17 protein-coding genes are annotated in these 17,379 nt (G+C 64.3%); 6 read left to right on the top strand and 11 right to left on the bottom strand.

The features are described 5' to 3' along the window. Positions 1-30 precede the first annotated feature (30 nt). Both purM and purN read left to right on the top strand, forming a co-directional pair. Positions 31-1,077, top strand: coding sequence for a phosphoribosylformylglycinamidine cyclo-ligase (gene purM / locus FN835_RS05520; RefSeq protein WP_142662189.1), 1,047 nt, complete (start codon positions 31-33; stop codon positions 1,075-1,077). Next, positions 1,074-1,670 carry a phosphoribosylglycinamide formyltransferase gene (gene purN / locus FN835_RS05515; protein ID WP_142662188.1) on the top strand — a complete coding sequence of 199 codons (597 nt, stop codon included), beginning with the start codon at positions 1,074-1,076 and terminating at the stop codon, positions 1,668-1,670. Before purM ends, purN begins: the two co-directional genes overlap by 4 nt. 85 nt (positions 1,671-1,755) lie before the next feature. Here purN and FN835_RS05510 read toward each other — a convergent pair whose 3' ends face one another. From FN835_RS05510 to FN835_RS05490, 5 genes are all read right to left on the bottom strand, one after another. After that, on the bottom strand, positions 1,756-3,096 hold the full coding sequence (locus tag FN835_RS05510) for a branched-chain amino acid ABC transporter permease (RefSeq protein ID WP_142662187.1): 1,341 nt from the start codon (positions 3,094-3,096) through the stop codon (positions 1,756-1,758). 10 nt (positions 3,097-3,106) lie between these two features. Next, a complete protein-coding gene (locus tag FN835_RS05505; RefSeq protein WP_142662186.1) occupies positions 3,107-4,108 on the bottom strand; it encodes a branched-chain amino acid ABC transporter permease in 1,002 nt (333 codons plus the stop codon). A 1-nt stretch (position 4,109) separates the two neighbouring features. Beyond that, entirely contained in the window at positions 4,110-4,814 is a 705-nt protein-coding gene (locus FN835_RS05500) for an ABC transporter ATP-binding protein (RefSeq protein ID WP_142662185.1), read from the bottom strand. After that, positions 4,811-5,644: an ABC transporter ATP-binding protein gene (locus FN835_RS05495; RefSeq protein WP_142662184.1), complete on the bottom strand. Its 834-nt coding sequence runs from the start codon at positions 5,642-5,644 to the stop codon at positions 4,811-4,813. The genes FN835_RS05500 and FN835_RS05495 overlap by 4 nt, the downstream gene beginning before the upstream one ends. Positions 5,645-5,748: 104 nt before the next feature. Continuing rightward, positions 5,749-6,933, bottom strand: a complete 1,185-nt coding sequence (locus FN835_RS05490) for an ABC transporter substrate-binding protein (protein ID WP_142662183.1) — start codon at positions 6,931-6,933, stop codon at positions 5,749-5,751. A 226-nt stretch (positions 6,934-7,159) separates the two neighbouring features. On the opposite strand from FN835_RS05490, the gene FN835_RS05485 reads away from it, so the two are divergent. Further along, a complete protein-coding gene (locus tag FN835_RS05485) occupies positions 7,160-8,566 on the top strand; it encodes a class II 3-deoxy-7-phosphoheptulonate synthase (protein ID WP_142662182.1) in 1,407 nt (468 codons plus the stop codon). A 57-nt stretch (positions 8,567-8,623) separates the two neighbouring features. On the opposite strand, the gene FN835_RS05480 is transcribed toward FN835_RS05485, so the two are convergent. Next, positions 8,624-9,397, bottom strand: coding sequence for a PAS domain-containing protein (locus FN835_RS05480; RefSeq protein WP_142662181.1), 774 nt, complete (start codon positions 9,395-9,397; stop codon positions 8,624-8,626). Between the two features lie 185 nt (positions 9,398-9,582). On the opposite strand from FN835_RS05480, the gene gmk reads away from it, so the two are divergent. From gmk to FN835_RS05465, 3 genes are read left to right on the top strand one after another with little or no spacing between them, the layout of a single operon-like run. Next, positions 9,583-10,212 carry a guanylate kinase gene (gene gmk / locus FN835_RS05475; RefSeq protein WP_142662180.1) on the top strand — a complete coding sequence of 210 codons (630 nt, stop codon included), beginning with the start codon at positions 9,583-9,585 and terminating at the stop codon, positions 10,210-10,212. After that, positions 10,209-10,733, top strand: a complete 525-nt coding sequence (locus FN835_RS05470; RefSeq protein ID WP_142662179.1) for a gamma carbonic anhydrase family protein — start codon at positions 10,209-10,211, stop codon at positions 10,731-10,733. The genes gmk and FN835_RS05470 overlap by 4 nt, the downstream gene beginning before the upstream one ends. Continuing rightward, positions 10,730-11,782: a sensor histidine kinase gene (locus tag FN835_RS05465; protein ID WP_142662178.1), complete on the top strand. Its 1,053-nt coding sequence runs from the start codon at positions 10,730-10,732 to the stop codon at positions 11,780-11,782. The genes FN835_RS05470 and FN835_RS05465 overlap by 4 nt, the downstream gene beginning before the upstream one ends. Before the next feature lie 73 nt (positions 11,783-11,855). Here FN835_RS05465 and purF read toward each other — a convergent pair whose 3' ends face one another. From purF to FN835_RS05440, 5 genes are all read right to left on the bottom strand, one after another. Beyond that, entirely contained in the window at positions 11,856-13,349 is a 1,494-nt protein-coding gene (gene purF, locus FN835_RS05460) for an amidophosphoribosyltransferase (protein WP_142662225.1), read from the bottom strand. 150 nt (positions 13,350-13,499) lie between these two features. Continuing rightward, entirely contained in the window at positions 13,500-14,108 is a 609-nt protein-coding gene (locus tag FN835_RS05455) for a CvpA family protein (RefSeq protein WP_142662177.1), read from the bottom strand. Between the two features lie 46 nt (positions 14,109-14,154). Next, a complete protein-coding gene (gene radA / locus FN835_RS05450; RefSeq protein ID WP_142662176.1) occupies positions 14,155-15,519 on the bottom strand; it encodes a DNA repair protein RadA in 1,365 nt (454 codons plus the stop codon). 5 nt (positions 15,520-15,524) lie between these two features. After that, entirely contained in the window at positions 15,525-16,712 is a 1,188-nt protein-coding gene (locus FN835_RS05445; protein WP_142662175.1) for a UbiH/UbiF family hydroxylase, read from the bottom strand. Beyond that, the gene (locus tag FN835_RS05440; protein ID WP_142662174.1) at positions 16,696-17,376 is read right to left on the bottom strand and encodes a pyrimidine 5'-nucleotidase; all 681 of its coding nucleotides are present in this window, start codon (positions 17,374-17,376) and stop codon (positions 16,696-16,698) included. Before FN835_RS05440 ends, FN835_RS05445 begins: the two co-directional genes overlap by 17 nt. Between the last annotated feature and the right edge of the window lie 3 nt (positions 17,377-17,379).

Genomic DNA, 17,379 nt, shown 5'->3' with positions numbered 1-17,379 from the left:
TCGGGTCGGCAAACCAAAGGGGACCGAAAGATGACCGAGCGCAAGAATGGCCTGTCCTATGCCGAAGCCGGAGTGGATATCGACGCAGGCAATGCGCTGGTCGAACGTATCAAGCCCGCCGCCGCCGCGACCCAGCGTGCGGGTGTGATGGACGGTCTGGGCGGATTTGGCGCGTTGTTCGATCCGCGCGCTGCGGGCTTCAACGATCCGGTGCTGGTCGCCGCGACCGATGGCGTGGGCACCAAGCTGCGCATCGGCATCGACACGGGCGAGCTGGACGGGCTGGGCATTGATCTGGTCGCCATGTGCGTAAACGATCTGGTCTGCCAGGGTGCCGAACCGCTGTTCTTTCTGGATTATTTCGCCACCGGCAAACTTTCGGTCGATGAGGCGGCGCGGGTCATCAACGGCATCGCCGAAGGCTGCCGCCGGTCCGGCGCGGCCCTGATCGGTGGTGAAACCGCCGAAATGCCCGGCATGTATGCCAAGGGCGATTTCGATCTGGCGGGCTTTGCGGTCGGCGCGATGGAACGCGGCACGGCCCTGCCTGCGGGTGTGCAGGACGGCGACGTGCTGCTGGGCCTTGCCTCGGACGGGGTGCATTCCAACGGGTTTTCGCTGGTGCGCAAAGTGGCCGAACATGCGGGCCTTGACTGGGAATCGCCCGCGCCCTTCGGCACGGGCACGCTGGGGCAGGCGCTGCTGGTGCCGACCCGGCTTTACGTCAAGCCGGTGCTGGCCGCGATCCGCGCAGGCGGCGTTCATGCGGCTGCCCATATCACCGGCGGCGGTATCACCGAAAACTTGCCTCGCGTCCTGCCCAAAGCTCTGGGGGCCGAAATCGATCTGGACAGCTTCAGCCTGCCGCCGGTTTTTTACTGGCTGGCCGAAGCCGGTGGCATCGCCGAGGCCGAGATGCTCAAGACCTTCAACTCGGGCGTGGGCATGATCCTGTCGGTCGCCGCCGACCGCGCCGAGGCGCTTGAGGCGCTGCTGACCGCCGAGGGCGAAACCGTGTTCCGCCTTGGCCATGTGACGCCGGGCGAAGGTGTGCGCTATTCCGGCAGCCTGCGTTGAAGAAAGTCGCCATCCTGATTTCGGGCGGCGGCTCGAATATGGTCAAGCTGGTGCAGGCGATGACGGGGGATCACCCGGCGCGCGCGGTCATCGTCGGGTCGAACGACCCGGCGGCGGGCGGGCTTGCCAAGGCCGCCGAGATGGGCGTTGCGACATTTGCGGTCGATCACCGCGCCTATAAGGGCGACCGCGCTGCATTCGAGGCGGCGCTGCTGCAACCCTTGCTGGCGGCCGAGCCGGACATCTTGTGCCTTGCGGGGTTCATGCGTATCCTGACGCCGGATTTCGTTCAGCGGTTTCAGGGGCGGATGTTGAACATCCACCCCTCGTTGCTGCCGAAATATCCGGGGCTGCACACGCATCAGCGCGCGATCGAGGCGGGCGATACCGAAGCCGGCGCGACGGTGCATCTGGTTACGCCGGAACTGGATGCAGGCCCGATGCTGGGACAGGCGCGGGTGCCCGTGCTGCCGGGCGACGATGCCGATACGCTGGCGGCGCGGGTGCTGGTGCAGGAACATCTGCTGTATCCGCAAGTGCTGCGGCGATTTGCCAGTGGCGATCAAACGCCGCTGATCCTGAACGCTGCATGAAAAAAAAGGGGCCATCGCGGCCCCTTTTGCTTTTGGTTGGCTGCGCCTTACCGCCCCCATCAAGGGGACGGCAAGGCGCGTGGCCTTACTTCTCGGGGACCAAGCCGCGGGGCGCGAAGCGCAGGACCAGCAGCAGGACCAAGCCCATCGCGATGAACCGCATATGCGGCGCACCGCCCAGAAGTTGGCTGCGCAAGCCGCCTTCGGGCAAAGGCGCGGTGATCAGGTGCATCAGTGCCGGGCCCCAGACCTCGGCCTTGATCCACAGGAACCAGACAAGAATCGCGCCCAGAACCGCGCCCCAGTTGTTGCCGGACCCGCCGACGATCACCATGACCCAGATCAGGAAGGTGTAGCGCAGCGGGTTGAACCCACCGGGCGACACCAGCCCGTCCAGCGTCACCATCATCGCGCCGGCCAGCCCGATCACGGCGGAACCGATGATGAAGATCTGCAGATGCCGCCCGGTGACGTTCTTGCCCATGGCGCTGGCGGCGGTTTCATTGTCGCGGATCGCGCGCATCATCCGGCCCCATGGCGATTTCAGCGCCAGTTCGGCCAGCAGGATCAGCACCAGCAGCACAACGCCGAACAGCCCCGCGTAAAGCAGCTTGACCCAGATCCCCGATGCCGTCGCAGCGTCCAGACCCCATGCGGCGGCCTTGGCGACGAAGCCCGGATCGTTCTGCAGGTCCAGCTCATAGGGGACGGGACGCGGGATGCCCGACATGTTCTTGACGCCGCGGGCCAGCCATTCTTCGTTGCGCATGACGGCGACGATGATTTCGCCGATGCCCAGCGTCGCGATCGCCAGATAATCCGAGCGTAGCCCCAGCGCGACCTTGCCCACGCCCCATGCGGCGCCCGCCGCCAGTAGCGCGCCGACCGGCCATGACAGCAGGACCGGCAGGCCGAAGCCGCCGATATTGCCGGCCGAGGCGGAGTTGTTCGCCTCGATCGCCATGACGGCGGGGTCGAACAGCCAGCGATATGCGACGAAACCCACGACCAGCGTGGCGATCAGCGCCGGGATGCGCCAGCCCCGGCCTGCGCGTTTCCACACCTGCGCCGCCAGCACCAGCGTTCCGAAACCGACGACCAGCGCAAGGATGACGCGCGGCCCCCCTGCGGCCCAGGCGCCTTGCACCGGCGCGGTCGAGACCAGCACCGGGCCCAGGGCTCCAAGCGCCAGAAAGCCCACGACACCCGCGTTGAACAGGCCCGCATAGCCCCATTGCATGTTGACGCCCAAGGCCATCACGGCCGAAATCAGCCCCATGTTCAGGATGGCCAGCGCCGTATTCCATGACCCCGAGAACAGGGCGTTGCGTGTCGTCCCCTCCAGCAGGAACAGCACGACAATGGCGGCAAAGACGATCAGGGCGCGCCAGCGGCTTGTCGCGTCGGCTTGACGAGTGTTTGACATGACGGCCCCCTTATACCGATTTGCCGCGGAACAGGCCGGTGGGCCTGAACAGCAGGACGACGATCAGGATGACAAAGCTGACCGCGAATTTGTATTCGGTGGACAGCAGTTGCAGCAGCCCGTCCGACTGGATACCCAGATAGCCCGCCACCTTTTTCCACGGATATGTCACCGCCACTTCCGAAAAGGCGACGATGAACCCGCCCGCGACAGCCCCCAGCGGATTGCCAAGGCCACCCACGATAGATGCTGCAAAAATTGGAAGAAGTATCTGGAAATAGTTGAAAGCCTTGAAGCTTTTGTCCAGACCGTAAAGGGTTCCGGCCGTGACGGCCAAGGCGGTTGCGATGATCCATGTCAGGCGGACGATGCGTTCGGGATCTATCCCGGACAAAAGCGCCAGATCCTCGTTATCCGAGTAGGCGCGCATGGCCTTGCCCGCGCGCGAACGGTTCAGGAACCGGAACAGCGCCCAGCAGGCCAAGGCGGTAATGACCAGCGTCAGGACCTGGCTGACACGTAGCGCCAGCCCTTCGGTCAATCCGGTCCATGCCTTGAATTGCTGGACCGTCACCAAGAACCGCGCGCCGTCGTCAAAGCGGATTTCATCCACGCCGATGACCAGACGTGTCAGCCCGTTCATGATGAACATGACCCCGACCGAGGCCATGACCAGAATGATCGGCTCGGACCGCTTGCGGCGATAGAAACGGTATACCGCGCGGTCGGTGCCAAGGACAAAGACCGAACACAACGCAATGCCAATAGGCAGCGCCAGCAGCGCGACGGGCAGGGGGCCAAGGCTGATCCCAAGGGCTTGCAGGCCCCAAGTCACAAGGATCACCAGCGCGGTGCCAAAGGCCATGGTGTCGCCGTGGGCAAAGTTGGAAAATCGCAGGATACCATAGATCAGCGTCACCCCCAGCGCCCCGAGCGCCAGTTGCGCACCATAAGCGGCGGCGGGGATGATGACGAAGTTCGACAGGGCCACAAGGGCGTTCAGGACATCCATATCAGCCCCCAAGGAAGGTGCGGCGGACCTCGGGGTCGGCCATCAGGGCCTTGCCGGTGTCGGTGTAACGGTTCGCGCCCTGCACAAGGACATAACCAATGTCTGCGATCTCCAGCGCCTGACGGGCGTTCTGTTCGACCATCAGGATCGAGATGCCGGTCCGCGCCACCTCGATGATGCGGTCGAAAAGTTCGTCCATGACGATGGGGCTGACGCCTGCGGTGGGTTCGTCCAGCATCAGCAGGCTGGGCTTGGTCATCAGCGCGCGGCCCACGGCGACCTGCTGACGCTGACCGCCCGAAAGCTCGCCTGCACGCTGCGCACGCTTGTCGGCGACGGCGGGGAACAGATCATAGACCTGCGCCAGAGTGTCGCGATAGTCGTCTTCGCGGATGAAGGCGCCCATCTCAAGGTTCTCCTCGACAGTCATGGTCGGGAAGATGTTGTGGGTCTGGGGCACGAAGCCCATGCCCTTGCGGACACGCTCCTGCGGGGTCAGCTTGGTGATGTCCTCGCCGCCCAGCGTGACCGCGCCTTCGCGCAGGCCCAGCATCCCGAAGACCGCCTTCATCGCGGTGGATTTCCCGGCGCCGTTCGGGCCGACGATCACGGCGATCTGGCCCTTGTCCACGGTCAGGGTGCAGCCTTGCAGGATGTCGGCCTTGCCATAGCCGCCGCGCATGTCGGTTGCGGAAAGATAGCTCATGCCTCGACCCCGCCCATGCCCGGCTGCGCACCATGGCCATGTTCGACCGCGATTTCGGCGGCGACCTTGTTCTTCAGACCGGTGCCCAGATAGGCCTCGATCACGGCTTCGTTCTGCATGATGTGATCCGCCGGGCCCTGTGCCAGAACCTTGCCCGCGGCCATCACGATGACCGGGTCGCAAAGGCGGCCGATGAAATCCATGTCGTGTTCGATGACGCAAAAGGTATAGCCGCGTTCCTTGTTCAACCGGACGATGGCATCGCCGATCGTGCCCAGCAGCGTGCGGTTCACGCCTGCGCCCACCTCGTCCAGAAAGACGATCTTGGCATCGACCATCATGGTGCGACCCAGTTCCAGCAGCTTTTTCTGACCACCCGACAGGTTCCCGGCCTTTTCATCGGCCACGTGGGAAATGGTCAGGAACTCAAGCACTTCGTCGGCCTTTTTGCGAAGCGCGCGTTCTTCGTCGCGGATGCGGGCGCGCTGGAACCAGGTGTTCATCAGCGTTTCGCCCGCTTGGGCACCGGGGACCATCATCAGGTTTTCGCGCACCGTCATCGACGAAAATTCATGCGCAAGCTGAAAGGTCCGCAGCAGGCCCTTGTGAAACAACTCATGCGGGGCAAGGCCGGTAATATCCTCGCCATCCATGACGACGCGGCCCGATGTGGGCGGCAACACGCCTGCGATGACGTTGAACAAGGTGGATTTGCCCGCGCCGTTCGGGCCGATTAGCCCGGTGATCGAGCCGGTCTCGATGGTCAGGCTGGCGCCGTCAACGGCGCGGAACCCTCCGAAATGGCGGTGCAGGTCATGGACCTGTATCATGTTACTCCCCATTCTTCGCAATTTAGGCGAAGATATGCCTGTAGTGGCTTGTTATAATTGTGAAAGGCCCGGAGCGTGCCGGGCCTTTCCGCATATGGTCCCGCTTAGCGGAAGCCGATGACGTTCAGCTTGCCGCCCTTGAAATCGACTTCGCGGTAAACACCGGCGTTTTCGCCCGGTTCCACGAATTCGACCGAGGTCGCGCCGACATAATCGACATCCGTGCCTGCGGCAATCAGTTCCAGCGCCTTGGCCAGCTCGCCCGGATAGATCTTTTCGCCCGGAGCATTGGCGACTTCCATCACCTTGTCCTTATAGACCTTGGGGTCCGAGGATTTGGCGGCCTGCATCGCCAGCAGCATCAGGGCAGCGGCATCGTAAGCCTCGCCGGAATAGGCCGAGGTGCCGTCAAAGCCGCCCGCCGTCGCCAGCGCCGCGAACTTGTCATGGCCTTCGCCTTCGGCCGAGGGGTTCTGACCGAACGAGGTTTCCAGCTGATCGCCGAATTTCGTGGCCAGCGTGTCGTTCACCATGCCGTCCGGCAGCACGAAGGTCGAAAACGCGCCCGTGTCCAGCGCGCCCTGAATGATGCCCGAGCCGCCCTGATCGGCATAGCCCGCGACGACCAGCGCATCGCCACCCGCTGCGGCCAGCGCCGCGACTTCGGCGGAATAGTCGCCCTTGCCGTCGTCATGCGCGGCGGTGATCGTCACCGTGCCGCCCTTTTCCTTGTAGGAATTGGCGAAGCTGTCGGCCAGACCCTTGCCGTAGTCGTTGTTGGTATAGGTCACGGCGACCGACTTGATGCCTTTTTCCAGCACGATGTCGGCCATCACCTCGCCCTGACGGGCATCGGACGGCGCGGTGCGGAAGAAGAAGCCCTTGTCGTCAATCGTCGAAAGCGCCGGCGACGTGGCCGAGGGCGAGATCATCACGACGCCGTTCGGCACGCCGACCTTTTCGAGCGAGGCAATGGTTTCACCCGAGCACATGCCGCCCATGATGCCCTTGACGCCTTCTGCCGTCACCAGACGCTCGACCGCGGCCACCGAAGCGGCGGCATCGACGCAGGTATTGTCCGCAACCACAGGCACGATGGTCGAGCCGTCAAGCAGCTTGCCGCTGTCGCTGACCTCTTTCATCGCCAGTTCCGCGCCCTTCTGGATGGCCGGGGCGATGGATTCCAGCGGGCCGGTCAGGCCCAGCGAGATACCCATCTTGATTTCCTCGGCTCCGGCAGCGCCCGCGATGCCGATGCAGGCCGCGCTGGCCAGAAGAAGTTTTTTCATTGCATGTCTCCCTGAGTGGAACTGTGTCCTGTCTGACAGGTTATAAGCGGTGTTTTGAAAAGGAAAGCGTTCTGCAAACCGCAAGGGTGTTCCGGCGCAGCTAAATTGCATCCGACGTTCCGTCACTTTTTGCAAAAGCAACTTTGACCCATGACGCATGCAAAAGCTTCCCCTTGCGCGGGGGAAGTTTTATATGCCTGTCACCATTTCTCAGGAGGACAGGATAATGGCACAGCAGAACACGGCTTCCGCGACCCCCGCCACGGCATGGGACAAGCGTGGCTGGCGCGCCTATCCGCGCATCCAGATGCCGGAATATCCTGAGCAGGCCGCCGTTCAGGCGGTCGAGGCGCAGCTTGCCAAGTTCCCCCCGCTGGTCTTTGCCGGAGAGGCGCGGCGGCTGAAAGCATCGCTGGCCGAAGTGGCGGGCGGGCGCGCCTTCTTGCTGCAGGGCGGCGATTGCGCCGAAAGCTTCAACGAATTTTCCGCCGACAATATCCGCGATACCTTCAAGGTGATGCTGCAGATGGCGGTTGTGCTGACCTGGGGGGCGCAGCTTCCCGTGGTCAAGGTGGGCCGCATGGCGGGACAGTTCGCCAAGCCGCGTTCCGCCCCGACCGAGGTGGTGGGCGGTCAGGAATTGCCCAGCTATCGCGGCGACATCATCAACGGCTTCGATTTCACCCCCGAAGCCCGCATCCCCGATCCGCAGCGGATGCTGTCGGCCTATACGCAGGCTGCGGCCTCGTTGAACCTGCTGCGGGCGTTTTCGACCGGCGGTTATGCGGACATGCACCGCGTCCAAAGCTGGATCAGCGACTTCACCGGCGGCGAGGAGGCGGCGCGTTACCGCGACATCGCCGACCATATCAGCGACGCCATGGCCTTTATGGCGGCGGCTGGCGTGACTTCGGAAACCGCGCATGATCTGGGCAAGGTGGATTTCTACACCAGCCACGAAGCCCTGCTGCTGGAATACGAAGAAGCCTTGGCGCGCATCGATTCCACCACCGGCCTGCCGGTTGCGGGTTCGGGCCACATGATCTGGATCGGCGACCGCACGCGGCAGATCGACGGCGCGCATGTCGAATTCGCGCGGGGCGTCCAGAACCCGATCGGGTTGAAATGCGGCCCCTCGATCAGTGAAAGCGACTTCAAGACGCTGATGGCCAAGCTGAACCCGGAAAATGAACCGGGCCGCCTAACCCTGATCGCCCGCTTTGGCGCAGGTTCGGTGGGCGATCACCTGCCGCGCCTGATCAAGGCGGTCAAGGAGGAAGGGGCGAATGTCGTCTGGTCCTGCGACCCGATGCACGGCAATACGATCAAGTCGCCTTCGGGCTACAAGACGCGGCCCTTCGACTCGGTCCTGCGCGAAGTGCGCGAGTTCTTTGCGGTTCACCGCGCCGAAGGCTCGATCCCCGGCGGTGTGCATTTCGAGATGACCGGCAAGGATGTCACCGAATGCACCGGCGGCGTGCGCGCCGTGACGGATGAAGATCTGTCCAGCCGCTATCACACCGCCTGCGATCCGCGCCTGAACGCCAGCCAGTCGCTGGAACTGGCTTTCCTGGTGGCCGAGGAGTTGCGCAGCCGTCGCACGGGCCGCGCCCGCCCGGCACAAGCGGTCTAAGCAGGACTGAAACGAAATACGGCGGCAGAGAAATCTGCCGCCGTTTTCCATTCCGGCTCAATGATCGTGAAGGGGCGGGGTTCCGACCAGCCGGAAACGCGCGCGACGTTCCTCAGGCGTTTCATCGTTCGCCTGCGCCTTTTTGACGGCGGCCTTTCGACTGACTGACGATCTGGCGACGCGCCAGCGTTCCGGTTCCTCGGCAAAGCCGGTGATCGAAGCCGAGGGCTCGACGATCTTGGCACCCGGAATGACCGGCATCACCTGTTCCGCGACCAGATCGAAGCGGCGCGGGGACTGACCGATGCCGCCCTCGGTCACGATGCAGCCAAGCGCGCGTGTGACGTCCCCCAGATCCGAGCGCAGCGGCAAAATCAGCATCTTGCCCGCCAATCCCGGTTGGCCATAATCCGCGTCGGATTGCAGCGAGATTTCAGCGATTTGCGGGCCGCGAAACACGCTTTCCAACACATCCGACAGCCGCCCGCGCGACGAAGGCTGCATCAGCGAACATAGCGGCATCCCGCGCACTTCCATCCCCATCAGGTCGATCAGGTGCCGCCCGGCCAGACGGAAGCGTGCCGCACCCGGCGCGATGCGTTCAAGAATGAACGCATAATCCAGCGACCTGCGGATACCGCGCGGCTCGACATCGCTGCGTGTGGGGATCGCACGACCGTGCCGCAGACCTTCCCAGTAACCGCGCATCTCACCCATGATGCGGTCGGGATGGACCGGCTCATAATCGGCAAGCTGCAGCAGCTTACCTTTACCGGACTTGTCGTGCTGCAATGGGCGTATGACATCGCCCTGACCGTAATCTTCGGACATAACTGACCAACCTGATGAAAAACAAACTCGTGATACAGCGGGAACTTAAACCTTTTATTCATCAGTTCCGAGCAAATTCTTGCCCGATGGTTAAGAAGCCGCAGGGGCGGGGGGCTTGACCCCACACCCTGCGCTGCGCCATTCATGCGCCGTTCATAAGACGATACAGAAGGAGATCGGAACGCATGGAACGCAGCGGGCTTCTGATCATCCTGTCCTCGCCCTCGGGTGCGGGGAAATCGACGCTGGCGCGTCGGCTGATGGCATGGGATCCCAGCCTGCGCTTTTCGGTATCCGCCACCACCCGCAAACCTCGGCCCGGCGAGGTCGAGGGCGAGCATTACTATTTCCGTGACAAGGAACAGTTCAATGCCATGGTCGGCGCGGGCGACATGCTGGAACATGCCGAGGTGTTCGGCAATCTTTACGGCACGCCGCGCGGCCCGGTCGCCGAGGCGATGAATGCCGGTCGCGATACCTTGTTCGACGTGGACTGGCAGGGCGGGCAGCAGATCCGCGCCTCGGTCCTTGGGGCGCATGTCGTGTCGATCTTCGTGCTGCCGCCCAGCCTGGCCGAGCTTGAGCGCCGCCTTGTCTCGCGCCAGCAGGACACGGCCGAGGTGATCGCCGCGCGGATGCAGAAAAGCCGCGACGAGATCAGCCACTGGGCCGAATACGATTACGTCATCGTCAACGAAGATCTGGACGAAAGCACCGAAAGCCTGAAAACGATCCTGACCGCCGAACGCGCCCGCCGCGCGCGGCAGGTCGGGCTTGGCCCCTTTGTCCGCCGCCTGATGGAGGAACAGCATTGATCTGGGAACTTGACGGCAAAGCGCCGCAACTGGGACACGACGCTTGGGTTGCGCCCGACGCGCAGGTCATGGGCAATGTCGTGCTGGAGGAGGGGGCGAGCGTCTGGTTCGGTGCCGTCCTGCGTGGCGACAACGACCTGATCCGCATCGGGCGCGGCTCGAACGTGCAAGACTTGACGGTCTGCCATGTCGATCCGGGCAAGCCACTGACCGTCGGCGCCGATTGCACCATCGGCCATCGCGCCATCCTGCACGGCTGCACGATCGAGGATGGGGTGCTGATCGGCATGGGCGCGATCATCCTGAACGGCGCGCATATCGGTGCAGGCTCGCTGATCGGTGCCGGCGCGCTGGTGGCCGAGGGCAAAGTGATCCCGCCCGGTTCGCTGGTCATGGGCGCGCCGGGCCGGATCGTGCGCGAACTGGACGATGCCGCGCGGGCGGATTTGTTGAAATCCGCAGAACGCTACCGCCAGAATGCCGCGCGGTTCCGTGCCGGGATGCAGCCGGTGCAGGCATGAACCCCGACGATCTGCGCCAGATACTCAAGGCGGTCACAGTGCCGATGCTGGTCGTGGACGGCCAGTCGCGGCTGATCGGTGCCAATGACGCAGCCGAGGTTCTGCTGGGCCCGATCCCTTCGGCCCGGCCCTTTGTCACGGTGCTGCGTCACCCCGAGGTGAATGCCGCGCTGGATGCCGTGCTTGCCGGAGAGGACCGCGCGCGGCTGAACGCCACAATCATGTCCCAGGGTCGCGGCGTCTTTTGCGAGGTTACGGTGACCGGCCAACGCCTGTCGGGCGGGCCGGGTGCGGCCATTGTCATCGAGGACCGCTCGCGCGATGAGGAAACCGAGCAGATGCGCCGCGATTTCGTGGCCAATGTCAGCCATGAATTGCGCACGCCGCTGACCGCTCTGATGGGGTTCATCGAGACGCTGCGCGGTCCCGCCCGCAATGATCCCAACGCGCGCGATCGTTTTCTGGACATCATGGAGCGTGAGGCGGGACGGATGAACCGCCTGATCGGTGACCTGTTGTCGCTGAGCCGGGTCGAACAGGACGAACGTCGCCGCCCGGTCGAAACCATTGATATTGCAGCATTGCTGCGCGGTGTCGTGACGGCGCAGACCGGATCGGCCGATATGGCGGGTGTCGAGATCGAGCAGGTCGGAACGCAGCGGCAGGTCATGGTTCCAGGTGATCCCGACCAGCTTTTGCAGGTGTTCCACAACCTGATCGAAAATGCGGTGAAATATGGCGCAAGCGGCGGTCTGGTGACCGTGGCGCTGGAGCGGTTGGAACATGAGCCGGTGATGCGCGGCGCGGCCTGGACCGTGACCGTTGCCGATAAGGGCGAGGGGATCGATCCGCGCCACCTGCCGCGCCTGACCGAGCGGTTCTACCGCGTCGATACCCACCGTTCGCGCGAGCAGGGCGGGACTGGACTGGGGCTGGCGATCGTCAAGCACATCGTCAGCCGTCACCGTGGACGACTGCGGATCGAAAGCGAGAAGGGACAGGGTAGCCGCTTTATCGTGATGCTACCCGAAAGCGTCGGGCGGCTTTGATCCTGGGGGGAACGAAAAAAGGCGGGGGCATCGAACCCCCGCCTTTTTTGATGTCCGGTGTCGCTGACCGCAATCACTCGGCGGCGTGGCCCAATTCGGCGGTCTCGGAATTGGGCTTCATGCGGAAGCCGCGTTCCAGCTGGTCGAAGGGTGCGACCGGATAGTCGCCCGAGAAGCAGGCATCGCAATATTGCGGGCAGGAATTGTTGCGGCCCTTGGCCTCGCCCGCGGCACGGTAAAGCCCGTCCAGAGAGACGAAGGCAAGGCTGTCAACGCCGATCCAGTCGCGCATCTCGTCTTCCGACATCTGCGCGGCCAGCAGCTTTTCACGGTCGGGGGTATCGACGCCGTAGAAGCACGGCCAGGCAGTCGGCGGCGACGCGATGCGGAAATGCACCTCGGCCGCGCCGGCATCCAGGATCATGTCCTTGATCTTGCGCGAGGTGGTACCGCGCACCACCGAATCGTCCACCAGCACGACGCGCTTGCCCGCGACCAGCGCCCGGTTCACGTTCAGCTTCAGCCGCACGCCCATGTTGCGAATCTGCTCGGTCGGCTCGATGAAGGTCCGGCCCATATATTGGTTGCGGATGATGCCCATGCCGAAGGGGATGCCGCTTTCATGCGCGTAACCGATGGCGGCAGGCGTGCCCGAATCGGGGACGGGGCAGACCAGATCGGCTTCGATCGGGGCTTCGCGGGCCAGTTCCACGCCAATCTGGCGGCGGGTTTCATAGACTGAACGCCCGCCGATGATCGAATCGGGACGCGAGAAATAGACGTGTTCAAAGATGCAGAACCGCCCGGTCGAGGGACCGAAGGGGCGCGAGCTTTCGACATTGCCCTGCGAGATCACCACCATCTCACCGGGTTCGATTTCGCGGACGAATTCGGCGCCGATGATGTCCAGCGCGCAGGTCTCAGACGCCAGTGCAAAGCCGTCATCGCCCACCTTGCCCAGAACCAGCGGGCGCACGCCCAGCGGGTCGCGGACGCCGATCAGCTTGGTGCGGGTCATGGCGATGACTGAGAACGCGCCTTCGACGCGGCGCAGCGCGTCCTTCATCCGTTCGGGGATGTTGCGCTGGATCGAGCGCGCCATTAGGTGAATGATGCATTCGCTGTCGCTGGACGACTGGAAGATCGAGCCGCGCTCGATCAACTCACGGCGCAGGGCCATGGCGTTGGTGATATTGCCATTATGGGCGACGGCGCAGCCACCCATGGCGAATTCGCCGAAAAAGGGCTGCACGTCGCGGATCGCGGTCGCGGCCTTGGTGCCTGCGGTCGAATAGCGCACATGGCCGATGGCCAGCGAGCCGGGCAGCGTCTCCATCAGCGATTGCTTGGTGAAGTTGTCGCGGACATAGCCGAAGCGGTGGGCGCTGTTGAAGCCCTGTTCCGCGTCGTGGCTGATGATTCCCCCGGCTTCCTGCCCGCGATGTTGCAGGGCATGAAGGCCAAGGGCGACAAAATTCGCGGCATCCGCGACACCGATCACACCGAAAACGCCGCATTCTTCATGCAGGCGGTCGTGATCGAAGGGATGGGCAAGAAATGGCTGCATCATCACCGACTCATGGGGCTAGTAGGGGGGAGGGCTACATAGTGGCGCTTGTTCGCGCCACATATAGGGGCTTGGGCGGATAAAGTCACGCCCCGCCGGGCAGGCAGGGCGCATTATCTGTCACGAATTGGTCACTAATCTTGTCGCGGATCAGTTGGCCGGGGCGGCGGGGGCCGGGGTGGCGGTTCCGGCATCGACCGGCTGCGTCACGGCGCAACCACGCACAAGCTGCTCATAACGCGACACAACCCAGCCCGGCGCATCCTGAGGGATCTGCTGGTCCATCTGGCTGCTCATGCGTTCGAAAACCTGCGCCGAACGGGAATTATCGACCATTGCGACGGGTTGCGTTGCCATCACACGGTCATAGACGATGAACGCCACAGCCACGAGCAGGATGCCGCGCGCCACACCGAACAGAAAGCCCATGCCCTGATCGACGCCACCAAGCGCCGAACGCTGCACGACCGAGGAAAACAGCGGCGTGATGATCGAAAACAGCACCAGCGCCAGTGCAAAGACTGCCGCAAATGCGGCGATGGTCGCCAGTTCGCAACTGTCGGACAGGAATTTGTTCAACACCGGAACCTGTGCCACCATGGGCCGGACGGTCGGGGCGAAGATGAAGGCCAGCACCGCCGCGCCGATCCAGCCAAGGATGGCGAGCGATTCGCGCACGAAGCCACGCGAATAGGCCAGGATCGCGGAGAGGATGACGACGGCCGCCACAACGCCGTCGATGATGGTGAAACCGTCCATTGTCACGCCCTTTCGCGGTTGATCCGCGTTTGGGTGGTCGCCCCGTTCAGCCAGCGCCGAACGTGTCGCCCACGAAGCTTGTCAGATCCGGCGTGCGGTCGATCCGCATTCCGGCAAGACCCTCGCCCTTGGTGGCCGAAGGCAGGATTGCCCGTGAAAAACCAAGTTTCTGCGCCTCTTTCAACCTGTTTTCCGCCTGAGACACCGGACGCAAGGCACCGGAAAGGCTGATTTCGCCGAAAAGGACACAGTCGGCGGGCAGGGACGTATCCTCGCGTGCGCTAAGAAGCGCCGCTGCAATCGCAAGGTCAGCGGCAGGTTCGGCCACGCGCATCCCGCCGGCAACATTCAGGAAAACATCCAGACCTGCGAAGGGAATCGCGCAGCGCGCCTCAAGCACGGCAAGGATCGTGGACACGCGGCCCGAATCCAGCCCGACCACGGTGCGGCGGGGGCTTGCCAGCGTCGAGGGTGCGACCAGCGCCTGCACCTCGGTCAGGACGGGGCGCGTGCCTTCGATCCCGGCGAATACCGCCGAGCCGGGGCTGGGCTCGCCCCTTTCGGACAGGAACAGGGCCGAGGGGTTGGCGACCTCGGACAGGCCGCCGCCGGTCATCTCGAACACGCCGATCTCATCCGCCGGGCCGAAGCGGTTCTTGTGGGCGCGCAGGATGCGGAACTGGTGGCCACGCTCGCCTTCGAAATACAGCACCGTATCGACCATGTGTTCGACGACGCGGGGACCGGCGATCTGGCCTTCTTTGGTGACATGGCCCACAAGGATCACCGCCGTGCCGCGCCGCTTGGCGAATGTCACCAGCTCATGCGCGGTGGCGCGGACCTGGGAAACTGATCCGGGCGCGGCCTCGATCTGGTCGGACCAAAGCGTCTGGATCGAATCGATGATGGCGACATCGGGGCGTTCGGCGTCCAGCGTGGTCAGGATGTCGCGCAACGCGGTTTCCGCGCCCAGCCGCACGGGCGCATCGCCCAGACCCAGCCGCTGCGCGCGCATGCGGACCTGTGCGCTGGCTTCCTCGCCCGAGATATAGATGGCCTGCTGGCCAGACCGCGCGAATGCCGCCGCCGCCTGCAGCAGCAGCGTAGATTTCCCGATGCCCGGATCCCCGCCGACCAGAATGGCCGAACCGGGCACCAGCCCGCCGCCCAGAACGCGGTCCAGTTCCGCGATGCCCGACTGGGCGCGGGGCGGCGGCGCATCCTGCGTGGCAAGGCCCGAGAGCGGCACGGGCTTGCCCTTGAGCGTGCCAAGCCCGCGACCGGGACCTTGGGACAGGGGCGCTTCTTCGATGATGGTGTTCCACGCGCCGCAGGCGTCGCATTTGCCAGCCCATTTGCGGTGGGTCGCGCCGCAGGCGGTGCAGGTGAAGGCGTTGACGGGTTTGGCCATATAGATCAGTGCATCCCCAACCCGGCCCGCATCAGCAGCTTGCGCACCGGGGCCACCGCGTAAAGGCTGCCAAGCGCCGCTGCGCGCAGATCGCGCAGGGGACGGGCTGCGATCATGCTGGTGCGGTTCAGCGCGTCGATACCCAGAAGCCGCGCCATCGCCTCGGGGCGGCGGCGGCGGTTATAGGCGTCAAGGCCCGCTTTCTCGCCCGGACGATCGCCGGACAGCGCCAGAAGGTCGGCCAGATCGGCAAGGCTCATGTTCAGGCCCTGCGCGCCGATGGGCGGCACGACATGCGCGGCTTCGGCAATCAGCGCGGTGCGTGGCCCGGTAAAACTGTCGGCGATCTGGCTGATGATCGGCCATTCGGTCAGGCGCGTCGCCTGCGTCAGATGCCCCAGCACGCCTGCGGACCGGGTGTTCAGCGCGTCAGCGAAATCGCCGGGTGGCAGGGCGCGCAGGCGGGCAACCTCGGGGCCACGCTCCATCCAGACCACGGCAGAGCAGGGCTTGCCATCGCGGTCGGGTAGGGGAACCAGTGTGAACGGCCCGCCCGAACGGTGGATCTCGGTTGAGACGTTTTCATGCGGGCGATCATGCGTCACGGCGAATGCCAGCGCCTTTTGGCCGTAGCGCAGGGTCCGCGTCCCGATGCCAAGTGCGGTGCGGACAGGCGAATTGCGCCCATCCGCGCCGATCACCAGACGGGCGCGGATGCGTGTGCCATCGGTCAGCGTCACCAATGCCTCGGCATCGCGGGCGACCAGCGCGGCGGTTCCCACACCTTGCAAAAAGCGCACATTGGGCAGGCTGGCCAGCCGCGCCGCAATTTCGCGCTTCAGCAGCCAGTTGGGCAGGTTCCAGCCAAAGGGCTGGTCGGAAATCTCGGACGCATCGAAGTCGCGGCTTAGCCGGGCCTGCGACAGATCGCCGCCCGCGTCGATGATCCGCATGATTTGCAGGGCGGTCGCATGGGGGGCAAGCCCGTCCCACAGTCCGGCCGCTTTCAGCACAGTGACCGAGGGTTGCAGGAAAGCTGTGCTGCGCAGATCGGCACCCTCGGCCCCTTCGTCGGTGACGGGCGGCGCGGGATCGACCAGCGTGACCGCATGGCCCGCTGCGCCGAACGCCGCCGCAGCGACCAGACCGGCGATGCCGCCGCCGGAAATCAGGATGTCAGTGTCGTCCATCATCTTCCCCCAGCGCGCGCAGGAATGCGGTCAGGTCGTTCGTGCGATGCTGCACATGCGGGCCATGGGGGTGGTCGGGGGCCAGCGGATCCGGCCCGATCATGCCCGCGCCGACCAGAACCGTCCGCATCCCCAGCGCATGTGGGACGCTCAGGTTGCGGGGGTCGTCTTCGAACATCGCGGCATGGGCGGGGTCAAAGCCTGCTGCCTTGATCACCGCATCATAGGCGCGGGGATCGGGCTTGGGCAGGAAGCCCACGGAATCAATGCCATGCACCTCATCGAACACCGAAAGTCCGCGATGGTGCAGCACGCGCGCGGCATATTCCACATCACCGTTCGTATGCACGATCTTGCGCCCCGGCAGGCCAGAGATCAGCGCGGCCAGCTCCGGCGCGGGCGTCAGGTGGGAAAAGTCGATGTCATGGACTTCGCGCAGATAGGGCAGCGGGTCGATCGCATGTTCCGCCATCAGCCCCGACAGTGTGGTCCCATGCGCGCGCCAGTAGTGGTCGCGCAGGTGGTTCGCCTCGGCCTCGGGGACGCGCAATTCGCGCATCACATAGGCGGTCATGCGCTTTTCGATCTGGGCGAAAAGCTGCATCTCGGGCGCGTAAAGCGTGTTGTCCAGATCAAAGATCCAGGTGGTGACGTGCTTGAAATCCATGTC

The organism is Paracoccus laeviglucosivorans (assembly GCF_900182695.1).
Lineage (GTDB): Bacteria > Pseudomonadota > Alphaproteobacteria > Rhodobacterales > Rhodobacteraceae > Paracoccus > Paracoccus laeviglucosivorans.
This window is presented reverse-complemented; position numbering and strand designations above follow the sequence as displayed.

Excerpts from the sequence above, each read along its gene's own strand:
- FN835_RS05480 (WP_142662181.1), bottom strand. The coding sequence starts at position 9,397 with ATGTCCGAAGATTACGGTCAGGGCGATGTCATACGCCCATTGCAGCAC.
- FN835_RS05500 (WP_142662185.1), bottom strand. The coding sequence starts at position 4,814 with ATGAGCTATCTTTCCGCAACCGACATGCGCGGCGGCTATGGCAAGGCC.
- FN835_RS05505 (WP_142662186.1), bottom strand. The coding sequence starts at position 4,108 with ATGGATGTCCTGAACGCCCTTGTGGCCCTGTCGAACTTCGTCATCATC.
- gmk (WP_142662180.1), top strand. The coding sequence starts at position 9,583 with ATGGAACGCAGCGGGCTTCTGATCATCCTGTCCTCGCCCTCGGGTGCG.
- FN835_RS05445 (WP_142662175.1), bottom strand. The coding sequence starts at position 16,712 with ATGATGGACGACACTGACATCCTGATTTCCGGCGGCGGCATCGCCGGT.
- FN835_RS05485 (WP_142662182.1), top strand. The coding sequence starts at position 7,160 with ATGGCACAGCAGAACACGGCTTCCGCGACCCCCGCCACGGCATGGGAC.
- FN835_RS05510 (WP_142662187.1), bottom strand. The coding sequence starts at position 3,096 with ATGTCAAACACTCGTCAAGCCGACGCGACAAGCCGCTGGCGCGCCCTG.
- purM (WP_142662189.1), top strand. The coding sequence starts at position 31 with ATGACCGAGCGCAAGAATGGCCTGTCCTATGCCGAAGCCGGAGTGGAT.
- FN835_RS05495 (WP_142662184.1), bottom strand. The coding sequence starts at position 5,644 with ATGATACAGGTCCATGACCTGCACCGCCATTTCGGAGGGTTCCGCGCC.
- FN835_RS05455 (WP_142662177.1), bottom strand. The coding sequence starts at position 14,108 with ATGGACGGTTTCACCATCATCGACGGCGTTGTGGCGGCCGTCGTCATC.
- FN835_RS05490 (WP_142662183.1), bottom strand. The coding sequence starts at position 6,933 with ATGAAAAAACTTCTTCTGGCCAGCGCGGCCTGCATCGGCATCGCGGGC.
- FN835_RS05440 (WP_142662174.1), bottom strand. The coding sequence starts at position 17,376 with ATGGATTTCAAGCACGTCACCACCTGGATCTTTGATCTGGACAACACG.
- FN835_RS05465 (WP_142662178.1), top strand. The coding sequence starts at position 10,730 with ATGAACCCCGACGATCTGCGCCAGATACTCAAGGCGGTCACAGTGCCG.
- purF (WP_142662225.1), bottom strand. The coding sequence starts at position 13,349 with ATGCAGCCATTTCTTGCCCATCCCTTCGATCACGACCGCCTGCATGAA.
- radA (WP_142662176.1), bottom strand. The coding sequence starts at position 15,519 with ATGGCCAAACCCGTCAACGCCTTCACCTGCACCGCCTGCGGCGCGACC.